The organism is Mycoplasmopsis bovigenitalium, assembly GCF_002356075.1.
Taxonomy (GTDB): domain Bacteria; phylum Bacillota_I; class Bacilli_A; order Mycoplasmatales; family Metamycoplasmataceae; genus Mycoplasmopsis; species Mycoplasmopsis bovigenitalium_A.
Map to the genome: position 1 here is coordinate 406,101 of NZ_AP017902.1, position 13,213 is coordinate 419,313.

Genomic DNA, 13,213 nt, shown 5'->3' on the forward strand with positions numbered 1-13,213 from the left:
TATGACAAAATTAGTTAATGCTACAAACTTAATTAAAAAAGCTTACCAAGAAAAATATGCAGTTCCACATATCAACATAAACAATCTGGAGTGAGCAAAAACAACATTATTAGCGGCCGAAGAAATGCAATCACCGCTAATAATTGGCGTTAGCGAGGGGGCTATTAAATATATGGGCGGCTACAAAACTGTTGCAAATATGGTTAATGGCTTAATTGAAGATTTAAATATTTCAATTCCAGTTGCGCTACATTTAGACCATGGAACAAAACAAGGTTGTTACAAGGCAGTTGAAGCAGGATTTAGTTCAATTATGTTTGATGGCTCGAGTCTGGAATTTGACGAAAACTATTCAATAACAAAAGAATTGGTAAATTATTGCCAACCTTTAGGCATCAGTGTGGAAGCCGAAGTTGGATCTATTGGCGGAGAAGAAGACGGTATTATAAGCGATGGCGAATTAGCAGATCCAAAACAAGCTAAACAAATGGTTGGCTTAGGTATTTCAATGCTTGCTGCTGGATTCGGAAATATTCATGGTCCTTATCCAAAATCTTGAAAATCATTGAATTTTAAGCGCTTATCTGAATTGAGCCAATGTGGAATCGGTTTAGTAATGCATGGTGGTTCAGGTGTGCCAATTGACCAAGTTAAAAAGGCTATATCACTAGGTGTTGCAAAAATTAACGTAAACACAGAATTGCAACAATCATTCCACAAAGCAACAAGAGCTTTTATTCTATCCAATAAAGATCTTGAAGGCAAAAACTTTGATCCACGTAAATTATTAAAAAACGGAGTTGAAGCAATGAGACAGACCGTTATTGAAAAAATCATTGAATTTGGTTCAAAAAACAAAGCATAGCTACAAGCCATGCTTTTTTTACGCAAATAATAACAACATAAAACTAAAGAATGATATGAATGAATTACTATCAAGTCTATCAAGTAAGCCACCGTGTCCGCCCAACATTTTAGAGTAATCTTTTATGCCATTTATTCGTTTTATGTATGAAAAGTACAAGTCACCTAATATTGATATCAACGGGGTGAATAAACCAAATAATGAGTTTAAAATATGATTATTAAATAGATTAAATCCAAATCCGACAGAGAATGATGCTATTGTTCCAAGCAATACAGAACCAATAAATCCTTCTCAAGTTTTATTAGGAGAAATAACTGGCGCAAAAGGCTTTTTAATGAATTTGCGACCAAAATATTTTCCAGCTAATCAACCTGTTATATCTGTTGCAGAACTCACAATGATAACACTAAATCAATAAATTCAAGCACCTTTATAAATTATTGATATTTGAAATATTTTAATAAATATAATCAATATATAAGTAGAAGAAAGAATAACAAAAAATCTGGTTAATGAATTTACAAAAGAATTCTTTCTAATTATTGTTTCTAATAAAATGAATGATATTGATGAAATCAGTGGTAATAAAAAAATCATTGGTTCTTTTGCTAAATTTTGCCCTGCTCTTGACATTAGTTTAACTAAGTTGGTATCATTTGGCATGATTGAACCTTTATCAAATCACTGTAAGTTCATTGTAAGGGGAAATATAACCACTGGAGCAAAAATAATCATATAAAATGCAGACCAATATTTTGGTATTCTCATTGCACTAAATAACTCAAAAATCATTATAAAAAACAATGTATAAACAAAAATGTACGAAAAAATACGCGCAACTAAACTAGTGTGCGAAAATATAGAAAGAGGTATAGTGTTTATCAAAATATAAACAACAATTAAAATACCTGGAAGAATTCTATTTAACAATGTTTTTTTCATTATAAATATTTTAAATTATTTTATTTTAAATGAGTATATATTGTTAAATATTTGTACTAATTATTCTTTTTGAAGATTTACTTTATATTAAAAATCTAAAATTTATTAATAAAATGAAGTTGCAACACTAAAATAATATTTTTTTTCTTTTTATTTTACTTTTTCAATTGAAAAATGAATGTTTTGGAAAAAATAGTTATAAATTTAACTATTGAATTTTAATATTTTAAAAAATATTAGTATTTTAATGTTCAAAAAATGTGAGTTGATTATAATATAATTATTTATGTAGGAGATCATATGAAATTTAAAAGAATTTTGGTTAAATTATCGGGCGAAGGTTTGGCGAATAAATCAAAGAGTTTGGCTATTGATTATGTTTTAGTCGAAAAGATTGCATTACAACTTAAAAAAATAGTTGAAAAAGGTGTTCAAGTTAGTGTTGTAATTGGCGGTGGCAACTTTTGAAGAGGTGCCAGTGCCGAAAAAAATGGTATACCAAGAAATAGAGCTGACCATATTGGAATGATTGCAACAATAATGAACGGGTTAGCACTTCAAAGTGGATTTGAAAAAGCTGGTTTAAAAGCACGTGTAAACTCATCACTAAGAATAGATGAGCGTGTTGCTGAATACTATATAAATGAAAAAACTATTAAATATCTTGAAAATGGCGAAGTTGTTATTTTTGTAGGCGGGACTGGCCGCCCTTACTTTACAACAGATACCGCGGCAACACTATATGCATCTGAAATTGGCGCCGACACGATATTCATGGGTAAAAATGGCGTTAAAGGCATATATGATTCAGATCCAAAAACTAATCCAGTAGCTAAAAAATTTGACAAAATTACATATGATGAAATTCTAGAAAGAAAATTACAGGTCATGGACCTAACTGCAACAGCAATGGCCCGTGATAATAATATTGGTTTGATTGTTTTTGATATACAAGAACCAGATGCAATATTAAGAGCCATTGAAGGCGATATCGAATTTACAGAGGTAACAAGATAATGGAATTAGAACTATATTTAATGAATTTTGACGAACAAGCAGTAAAATCAATTCATCACTACGAATTTGAATTATCAAAAATTTCAACTGGTAGAGCAAACCCACAATTAATCAAAGGTATTAAAATTGATTACTATGGAACTATGACTCCTCTTGAGGAACTTGCAAATATTTCAGTTCCCGAAGCATCGCAATTACTAGTTAAGCCTTTTGATGTATCTTCTGTTAAAGATATTACAAAAGCATTAATGACTGCTAATTTAGGAATTAATCCAGTTGATGAAGGAAATCAAGTTAGATTAACTTTTCCTGCTTTAACATCTGATCGTAGAAAAGAACTTGTAAAAAGTCTTGCAAAGTTCACTGAACAAGCTAAAATTGGTGTTAGAAACGCGCGTCAAGATGTACTAAAAGCTATAAAAGCAGACGAAGAGTTAAGTGAAGATGAACAAAAAAGATATCAAGATGCTGTTCAAAAACAAGTTGATATCAAAATTGAATTAATAAACAAAATAACTCAAGAAAAAGAAAAAGAACTTACAACATTATAATAAAAATGCGTCCGCGCATTTTTTAAATTTACCAATTCAACCGTAAAATGAATCAATAGGTCATTTTATGGTTGAATTAACTAGCAACTTTATTCAAAATACCTACACACTCAATATGGTGAGTTTGACTAAACATATCACAAGGCTGAAGAAAGTTTAACTGATATCCTTCTTGCATAAGTATTGCTATATCACGACACATTGTCTTAACATCACAAGAAATATATCCAATTGTTTTTGGGCCTATTTCTATTATAGACTTCATAAAAAAATCGCTTATTCCTGACCTAGGGGGGTCAACAACAATTACATCAACATTTTTGTTGATGTTTTTTATTGTTTTATTGACGTCGCCACAAATAAATTTGACATTATCGATCATATTTAATTTAGCATTTTCAACAGCATTATCTACCGCTTCTTTTATTATTTCTAATCCATACACAAACTTAGATGCTTTGGCCAGTTTTAAACTTATTGAACCTATACCAGAATATGCATCAACAACAATGCTATCTGGTTTAAGATTTAAATTATTTAACAACAAGTTATATAAATTATTAACTTGATAATTATTAACTTGAAAAAAACTATTTCAATTGATTTTATATTCAAATTCGCCAATTTTGTCAATGATAAATGTTGAATTATTTAAATATTTTTCGCTTGAAATTTTTGTGCTGTTGTTTATGTTCTGAATAATATTCACAACACTAGTATTGCTATTTATTAAATCATTAATGAAGTCGCGGGGAATATCAACTAAATTAGATGAGTTAATGATTACTAATGATTGATTAGAAAAATTTGAATGTCTTACCGTTATGCTTTCAATGAATTTAACTTGTTTTTTTATTAACGGATAATTATTAATATTTTTACTAATTCATTCAAAAATCAATTGAATTGGCTGTAATGCTAGATCATAATTATCTTGTTCAATGATATTATGTGTATTTTTTTCATATAATCCTAAAACTATTTTGTTATCGATAAATTTAACAAAAACGGTTAGTTTATTTCTATACTCTCAAGGACTTGGGTTCTCTAAAATATTTTTAATATCATCAAAATGAATATTTCTTTTAAAAAGAAATTTAACGTAGTCTTGTTTAAATTTTAATTGATCATCATAATTAAGCATTGCAATTGACGCTGAACCAGATTGCATCAATTTATCATTAGCATTAAAGTTTCTTTGTGTAGAAAATTTATGGTACTTTATAACTTTACAAAAGGCAAATCTTGAATTTTTCTTCTTAATTTGAATATCAACTATTTCGCCAGGAAGTGCATTTTCAACAAAATAAGGAAAATTATCTTGATTACGATAAGTACCTAGTCCTTCATATGATAAGTTTTCTATTTTAATGTTAAGTAAAATTTCATTCTGAAAATTCATAAATGAATTATATATAAAAAAGGCGTTTTACGCCCTTTAAATTATTAACATATAAGATAAGTGAAAATAAATAAGCATCACGCATAAGGCTTATTCCATTATTTTGTAAGAAAGGTGCAATATACACTTAAGCAACTAGCCTTGTAGGTCTAGTAACCGTTCACATTGGGAACGCATCAAATTAATTATATACACATTTTTTAATTTCCAAATAAATTTTCTAATATGTTATCGTCATAAAATTTTTCATATGGAATGTAGTAATCTGGTTCAACACCATGTTCAGTGTAAGGTAAATCATTAATGGACTTAATTTCATTATTAGTTCCAGATGTCCAGCCAGATTGACTCGAAATATCAACATGTGTGCCATCGGGAAGAACGGTTGGTAAAACAGCAAACATACCGCCGCCACTTTTTTGTCCGATTAATTTAGCGTATTTTGTTGTTTTAGCACTGTGCGCAAGCACATTAGCTGCGCTAAATGTGTTTTTCCCTGCTAAAATATATCAATTGTAATTATTGTATGAATCTTTGTAATTGTAAAGTCCGTCTTGGTTTGTGTCAATAGTAAAACTAATGTTTGTGTAAATTTCACTCATTCTATCTTGTATAAATAGATTTTGTGATCTATTTGTTATAAAACCAAGAACTCTTTGCAGAGCAGCGCTTGAGCCGCCACCATTCAATGAAATATCAAGTACAATATTTTTTATTTTATTATCTTTGTCCACTCGTTTTATTTCTCTAATTGCATCGTTCATCAGTCAATAAGAGTCATATTTAAAACGATCGCTAGAATTTATTTGTTCGTGAGTTCCCACTAAAAATGAATCCAAAATAATTCTTGCTGTATCTTTGTAAAAATGAGTTATTTTATTTAATTTATTTTTCTCTCTTCTTAATTTAACTAGTTTTGAATAAATACTTCTAAATTCATCCCTGCGTTTAGATAAATAAATTCCATCACTAATTTGAAATCTGCTACTTTCCGCAGCATATGATTTTGAAATTATTCTTGAATGTAAATCATCAAAATATTTGTATCAAATTTGGTAATAAGATTTTTCGTGTTCACTAACTTGATTTTTTAATATTTGTTCATTTAAACTATGTTTTTTTAGCAATTCTTTAAAATTTTTAACACCATTTTCCTTGTAAATTTGATTCGAAAGTCCGTGAAAATGATCGAAAAGTAGGGCTAAAAAATTTAAATTCGTGCTTCGTTGTTTGCTGTTTTGTATATTTGATTTATCTTTATAAAAGTCAATTACATATTCGTTATTTGAAAAATTAATATCGTGGGTAGCATCATAATTACTTACCATTAATTTTTCCCCATTGAATTGTAAATTAAAGTAATTCGGCGAACAAAATAATAAATTAAACACAGAAACTGGCAAATAAAGACTAGTGCCAGAAACATAAAAATTAAATCCATATTCAGCTAAATTAATATTTTTGAAATCACTCTTATTTAACTTAAATGATGTATATTGTTCATTAATGTATTTGTTGTAATCCCTATTAATTGTTGTTTTTATAAAGGAAAAATCATTGAAATTTTTGAATGAAATAGTTGAATCTTTTTCATCAAAGTAAACATTTGCACCATTGTTGCTTAACACAAATTTATTGTTAATATTATTTGCATTTACCCCATTTAATCTAAAAAAATTATTCATTTTCTTGAACACTTCTATAGCATTAACATAGTAATCTTCACTTTCTTTGTCTTGATATACCTTAATTTCACTTGGGTCTTGTAAAAATCCATTAGAAACATTAACTAACTCTGCATTTTTGTGCAGATTTAGTTGTTTTGGTGTTTCGGACTCTTTAATATTTTGAATATTAGAATCATAAAATTTGTTTTTTAAGATATTAAGCAAAAAAGGAGCAACTACGATTGGAGTCATAGCTATTACGCAAGCTGCGACCGTTAGCGGTATTCATATTCTTTTTTTAACCATTATTTTCCTTTTTAATTAGATAATTCAATATATCGTGTTTTGTAAAGTTTTTGTAATCAACATAAAAATCGGGTTCAATTCCTTGGTCTGTAAATGGTAGGTCTTCTGATGTGTGTACTTCTCTATTTGGTTTTCCAGTTCAAGCTAGAGTACTTGAAATATCAACATTTGTTCCGTCAGGAAGAATTGTTGGTAAAACAGAAAACATTCCACCACCTGTTTTTTGGCCAATAACAGTGGCAATGTTTTCTTGTTTCACAACGTGAGCAAATAAATTCGCAGCACTGAAGGTATTAACCCCGACCAAAACATATCATTTATACTCTGAAAAACCATCTTTTTCATTGTATAGATTATCATTATTTGTATCAACATTGTAGTTTAGATGGGTATATTCACTGCTTAATTTGTCATGAATAATCAACGATATATCTTTATTATTTATAAATCCAAGCGTTTTTTGAAGCTCTAATGATGAACCCCCACCATTTAAAGATAAATCTAAAATAATATTTTTAACTTGGTTATTTGGATCATCTTTTTTAATGCGCTCCATAGCTGCTTTCATTCTCTCGAATGAATTGTATTTTCATTTTTCAATACCACTGTCAGACAATGCTGCTATATCTTCAAAATTATCCAGAACAATTCTAGCTGTGTCTTTGTAAACATGTGTTATTTTATTAAGTAAATTGTGGTTTTGGTTTTCTGGATTTTTTGCTTCAAATCGAGCATCAATTAGTTTTTGTCTATTATCAAGCATTTCTTTGTTTTTCTTTGAAATGCTGTGTGATCTGTGCGCGTCTCAATATTTTCAACCGTATGACTTACTAATTATTCTTGAGTGAGGGTCATTTAAAATGTTATTTCAAAGTTCATCGTATGCAGAAACATATTCCGATTCAGAGGTTGATAACAATCGATTTTTAAGGTTATATGATTCGACTAAACCATAAAAATTTTTCACTTTTTTAGATTTATATAAATTTTGGGCTAATCCAAAATAATTATCAAATAAAAAGGCTAAATAATTTAAATTATTAATTCTAGAATATTTTAATTCTAATGAGTTATTGTAATATGCATCCATTGTATTTAAAAAATCTTGATCAAGATTATGACGACCAGCAACAACCTGTCTAGAAGTTTGATAATTTAAACCAATAAAACTTTTACCATTAAATTGTATGTTATAGTATTGATTTGAAATAAACATTAAGTTGAAAGCTCAAAATGGTAAATAAATTTGTTGATTGTCAATAATAATTTCCATTTGGTAGTCACCAAGTTTTAACTTATTATGCTCATTATATTTATTTTTTGTTCGCAAAAATTTTGTTTCATTATAGCGAATATCATTGTATTTAAATCATTGGAAATTTGACGGATTTAATTTAAAAGCACTTGAAGAAGTAAAAATAATTTCGTTTGTTTCTTCATCAAACTTGAACAATTCATTGTTATTGCCTAAGTCAATATCAGCAATTTTTTTGGTGATACTATTCTTTTTATATTGAATTTTATTTCCATTGAACAAAAAGCCTATTTTTTCAATAACTTCATTTAAATTAATATAAACATCATTGGTTTTTTTGTGAATATATGTTTTAAATGTTGTTTTTTGGTCTTCAATATTAGTGGTTGAATTTATATTATAAAATGGTTTATCACCAATAAAATTTAACGTGTTTTCTATTGTTTTATCAATTGGCGGAATAGATTTTTTGGGTGGATTCTGTATTGGGGTTAATGGGATTGTTTTTTTAGGTGGTGTGCTTGGATTGCTACCCTCGTGATTTTGTGTGTTTTTGTTGTCTTTATTTAAATTTTTGAAGTTGTTAATTTTGTTTGAAATATTGGTTACACAAGAACTGCTTAGAAGTGTTGTAGGCAAAATTAACGAAATGACAGAAGCAACGAATGATTTTATTTTTTTTGGCATTATTCCTCTAATATTTAGTATGTTATTTCATGATTTTTATAAATTAATGGCGAAATTATTCCATGAGTAAAGAAAATTATGAACATATTACCCCAAATTTTAACAGGGCTTGTAACTATGTGTTGAAACATGTAAACAAATATCGAACCTACATGTTTACCATTTTCAAGGCTATTTTGTTCAGCTAAAGCCAAAATTGGCACGTTAAAAGTCTCAAGTACTGCTGAAAAAACAACAATTGGTACAATAACTAAATAAAGTTGTCTTCTCAACTTAAAGCGAGCAACAATAATGAATAACATCATTAAAACATAACCAGAAAGCATTATTGCAAGCAATAATCAACGATTTGGAATAACACCTCTTTGAATAACTGCTTCATCAACGTGAAAACCAATGTAACTTACAACAGCAACAATAATGAATGATATTATTAACAAGCATACAATCATATTGATATTTAGTAGATTTATTTTTGATGTTTTGTGTAATTTACTACCAAATCTATAATTATTCAGAAAGATTATTTTATCTTCAATTTTTTCAATAGTTTTTTCGTTTTCAATTGGATTTAAGCGTAATTTGTCAAGTTTCTTAAATAATTTATATATTTTTTCAGCATAAACACCATCCGTGAATTTGCCTCCATAGCAGAAGCGAATAAGTCTAAAAAATAATCAACTTATTATACCTGGAATTACCCCATCAAGAACAGCAGCTAAAATAAAGAACTTATCAAAGTATGTTGGGACTAAGGCATAAGAAATAAGTTCAGAAACTAAACCGACAAACCCGCCAACTACTGGACCAAATATAAATCCTGATATTTTAATTGGCAAGCCGATAATGCTAATTTTGTATGAAGGTAAAGACAAAAAAGGCATTAGTTGCACAACAACCAAAAAGAAAGACACTGAAATAGCGATCAACATACCAATAAAAGTGATACGTCTAATTGACCATCTCGAAAACATTTTAAAATCTTTATCAGTTTTGACTGGATTCATAATTTTCCTTTACGTAAATTATACACATCGCAATATTTAATTATAGAATAAATTTAATGTGTTTTAATGTTAAAATTATTGATATAAAAAGGAGACATAATGCTAATTAAAAAAATAAATACTAAAAGATCAAATGAAGTATTATTGCAAGCTACTTTTAAAGGAGAAGCAGCAAAAACTCAGTTGATTGAAAAAAATAATGCAATTACTGAATATTTATCAGAAAATCTAGCCCTAGTTTATTTGGGTGAAAAAGACAAGTTAACTTTTGAATCATTGGTTAAATTTTTTGGATCACTTTCAATTAATTTAGCTCGTAATTACCAATTTGATGTTAAATCATTTACAACTAAAAACTTAGATGAAGCGAGAGTTTTACAAGCCTACATTCGTGGAGTTTCATTCGAAAAAGCTGAATTATTTAATCTAAAAGAGAAAAAACAAAAAACAGAATTTGAGCTTGAACCATTCCTTGTTGAAATTGACCAAAATATTGAAAAATCAGTTGAAAAAGAATTAATTTTATCTGAAGCTACTAACTATGCAAGAAACTTACAAGTTACCCCACCTAACATTTTAAACTCAGAAGCACTTGCTAAAACTATTGCCGAAGATTTCAAACAATATTCAAACCTTAAAGTAACAGTTCTAAACAAAAAAGAAATTGAAAAACTTGAAATGGGTCTACTACTATCAGTAAATAGAGGTTCAATGTATGAAGCTAGAGTTGTTGTTATTGAATACAATGGTGATCCAGAATCTAAAGAAAAAACTGTATTAGTTGGTAAAGGTATTACTTTTGACTCAGGTGGTTATTCTCTTAAACCTTCTCGTTCAATGTTGGGTATGAAATTTGACATGTCAGGGTCAGTTATTGTTGCTTCAACACTAAAAGCTATTGCACAATTAAAGCCTAAGAAAAACTTTGCGGCTGTAATGTGCATTACAGATAACAGAGTTAATGGTGATGCATCATTACCAGATTCAGTTTGAAAATCAATGAATGGTAAAACAGTTGAAATAAACAACACTGATGCCGAAGGTAGACTAGTATTAGCGGATGGTATAACATACGCTGTTCGTAACCTAAAAGCAACAAGAATCGTTGACGTTGCCACTTTAACTGGAGCAATAGTTGTTGCATTAGGCCACACTTACTCAGGTGTTTGAGCAACAAGTGAAAATGCTTGAGAGCAATTAAGCAAAGCAGCACAAAATGCAAATGAACTAGTTTGAAGAATGCCATTTGACGAAGCATTTGGTTCAAACATCAAAAAATCACAGGTAGCAGATCTAAAAAACACTGATTTATCAGGAAATGCTGGTTCTTGTTCTGCTGCAATGTTCTTAAAAGAATTTACAGAAGATGTTGAATTCATTCACATTGATATAGCTGGAACTGCTGAAATTAATGAAATTCCATATGGTCCAATGGTTAAAACTTTAACTGAACTATCATTAATTTAAACAAAAAAATAAGCCCAAGCGGGTTTATTTTTTTGTTCTAAAAGCCTTTGTCAAACAATTTAGTTGTTTTTTCGCCATTTTCAAATCCATTTGGATAAATTATTCGTAAATTTTCTCTAAATGAATTAGATTGGTGTGCAAATTTTGTTTTATCAGTGCCATCAATTAAATTATAAGCATATAGTGTATCACCAGTAACTCCACTAATATCGCTTGATTGAATAAATGGCGCAAAACCACCAGTTTGCAATAGGTCACCAGAATTAACATTTGCTCTTACTGAGTCATAAATACCAATCATTTGACCAAATTCATTGTAAACTAAAGAACCTGAAGCGCCATAATATAGTGAAGAAAAATTAATATTATGATGATATCCATATCATTGTCCCATTAATTTTCTTCAAGTATTACCGTATATTCCTAAATTGTTGCCGAATTCTAATTTACTTTCATGATTATCTGCAGGTAATGCAAAAGTTTTTGCATTAACAGGACTACGATGATATGAAGTTAAATTTTCTGAATTTCTTTCAATTGGGTTATTAATAACTCACATTCCATGTTTATGACCAAATGGATATCCGCCGATAAAAATGTTTTGAATATTGTACAAATTATTCTCATTTTTTTCATTTTTAGCGGCAGAAACATAATCTGTTGTAAGCATGTATTTGGAAATTTCTTTATTTTGATTAGGTAAAATTTCTGTTTTTTCCAATCTATCAATGTAACTGTCAAGACCTTTTATTGCATTATTAACTCATTGTTTTAATTCTTCGGGAGCGGAAGTTAAATCTACATCAACTTCAAATACTGCAAAATCAACCATTACTCCAATATGTTTGTCACCTTTAAAATATGCATCAAACATTGGTTTTTTATAATCTTCATCAATCTCGCCACTGTTTTTTAAGTATTCATGTCATTGTTCTGCACTTTTTTGTAAGTCTGCTTGATATTTTTGCATTGATTCTTTTTTCATAAAATCATATGCAGCAAATACAATTTTTGGCTTAGAAATGGCGCTTGATTGCACTGTGTCAGTAACACCTTCCATCTTATCATAATTTACCAATTCAGTCGAATTTGTGTAGTATTTGGCAATTCATTGGTTTTTATTCGCTTCTTGATCAGCGGTGTTATTTGGCAAAGCCGAAAATTCTGTTGGTTTGTTTTTTGCTTTACCTAAAGCTACTGCAACAACTTTATCTTTAACAGGGTCTTCATAATTTAATTTCTTGTTTAATTCATCAGAAAGAGAATTACTAAAATTGGCTATAACATGTAAGTTTGTTGCAATAAATAATTTGTATTTATTGGGATTACTTTTGTATTTGTAATAGTCTAGTAATCAACCAGTACCTTTATCATTTGAAATAAAGCCGCCATTTGCTTGTTTGGTGGCAAATTTCAAAGCAAAAGTCCTATCAAATATTTCATTGTATAAAACATTTGAGTCTACTTTTTTAAATTTACTTGCATATTCTGGGTAGGTGTGCTTTGAACTATTATCAATTTTAGGAAAAGTAGGTGGCCAAACAGGCAATTCAGGCTTGTCAGTTGGAGGGGTTTGGAGATTACCATCTCCTTCTTTAGGAGGCTTTTGTGAACCATTGTCATTACCTTTTTCTGGGCTGCTTGGTTCTCCTAATTCTGGTTTTGTTAAATCATTAATAGTTTTAATTTTTTGATTTACAGTTGCAATAAAAACAGTTAAATCACTAAAAATGCGAGTTAATTCTTTAACGGTTAGGTCTTTTAATGATTTGTTATTGTATTTTACTAATTCAACCTTGATTTGTGCATTTACTTCTGAATATTTTGGTTCGCTAGTTTGTTTATCAAGTGTATTTAATTTACTGATTTTTGCGTCAATTTTAATTGAAAGTTCTTGCTTTTTGACTTCATCATTATTTTTGCCTTTTTGAACACAAGATACAATTGAAAAAGGCAAAAATGATGTCAATAAAATTGATGAAAATAATAGTTTTTTGTTTGATTTCATAATTATCTCCGGATAATAAAATATTCACGAAAAGTG

Annotated in this window: 10 protein-coding genes; 4 read left to right on the forward strand and 6 right to left on the reverse strand. The window is 29.0% G+C overall.

All coding sequences use genetic code 4. The annotated features are described in order from the left end of the window. Position 1 precedes the first annotated feature (1 nt). Positions 2-865 (forward strand): class II fructose-1,6-bisphosphate aldolase, encoded by an 864-nt coding sequence (gene fba / locus MBVG596_RS01785; protein ID WP_096386307.1) that lies wholly within the window; start codon positions 2-4, stop codon positions 863-865. Positions 866-883: 18 nt separating this feature from the next. Here the strand turns inward: fba and MBVG596_RS01790 are convergent, their stop codons facing one another. Continuing rightward, a complete protein-coding gene (locus tag MBVG596_RS01790) occupies positions 884-1,810 on the reverse strand; it encodes a phosphatidate cytidylyltransferase (RefSeq protein ID WP_004420611.1) in 927 nt (308 codons plus the stop codon). 300 nt (positions 1,811-2,110) lie between these two features. On the opposite strand from MBVG596_RS01790, the gene pyrH reads away from it, so the two are divergent. Together pyrH and frr are read left to right on the forward strand one after the other, a co-directional pair. Then, on the forward strand, positions 2,111-2,827 hold the full coding sequence (gene pyrH, locus MBVG596_RS01795; RefSeq protein ID WP_096386311.1) for a UMP kinase: 717 nt from the start codon (positions 2,111-2,113) through the stop codon (positions 2,825-2,827). Further along, the gene (gene frr / locus MBVG596_RS01800) at positions 2,827-3,378 is read left to right on the forward strand and encodes a ribosome recycling factor (RefSeq protein ID WP_096386315.1); all 552 of its coding nucleotides are present in this window, start codon (positions 2,827-2,829) and stop codon (positions 3,376-3,378) included. Before pyrH ends, frr begins: the two co-directional genes overlap by 1 nt. Before the next feature lie 76 nt (positions 3,379-3,454). Here frr and rlmD read toward each other — a convergent pair whose 3' ends face one another. From rlmD to MBVG596_RS01820, 4 genes are all read right to left on the reverse strand, one after another. Further along, positions 3,455-4,780 carry a 23S rRNA (uracil(1939)-C(5))-methyltransferase RlmD gene (gene rlmD / locus MBVG596_RS01805; protein ID WP_096386320.1) on the reverse strand — a complete coding sequence of 442 codons (1,326 nt, stop codon included), beginning with the start codon at positions 4,778-4,780 and terminating at the stop codon, positions 3,455-3,457. A 200-nt stretch (positions 4,781-4,980) separates the two neighbouring features. Beyond that, the gene (locus tag MBVG596_RS01810) at positions 4,981-6,753 is read right to left on the reverse strand and encodes a S41 family peptidase (RefSeq protein WP_096386325.1); all 1,773 of its coding nucleotides are present in this window, start codon (positions 6,751-6,753) and stop codon (positions 4,981-4,983) included. Further along, entirely contained in the window at positions 6,746-8,695 is a 1,950-nt protein-coding gene (locus MBVG596_RS01815; RefSeq protein WP_096386330.1) for a S41 family peptidase, read from the reverse strand. The genes MBVG596_RS01810 and MBVG596_RS01815 overlap by 8 nt, the downstream gene beginning before the upstream one ends. Before the next feature lie 14 nt (positions 8,696-8,709). Then, the gene (locus tag MBVG596_RS01820; protein ID WP_096386335.1) at positions 8,710-9,702 is read right to left on the reverse strand and encodes an ECF transporter S component; all 993 of its coding nucleotides are present in this window, start codon (positions 9,700-9,702) and stop codon (positions 8,710-8,712) included. Positions 9,703-9,801: 99 nt separating this feature from the next. Here MBVG596_RS01820 and MBVG596_RS01825 point away from each other — a divergent pair, with 99 nt between their 5' ends. Further along, positions 9,802-11,169, forward strand: a complete 1,368-nt coding sequence (locus MBVG596_RS01825; RefSeq protein ID WP_172412426.1) for a M17 family metallopeptidase — start codon at positions 9,802-9,804, stop codon at positions 11,167-11,169. A 37-nt stretch (positions 11,170-11,206) separates the two neighbouring features. Here the strand turns inward: MBVG596_RS01825 and MBVG596_RS01830 are convergent, their stop codons facing one another. Beyond that, the gene (locus MBVG596_RS01830; protein ID WP_096386343.1) at positions 11,207-13,177 is read right to left on the reverse strand and encodes an MIP family Ig-specific serine endopeptidase; all 1,971 of its coding nucleotides are present in this window, start codon (positions 13,175-13,177) and stop codon (positions 11,207-11,209) included. Between the last annotated feature and the right edge of the window lie 36 nt (positions 13,178-13,213).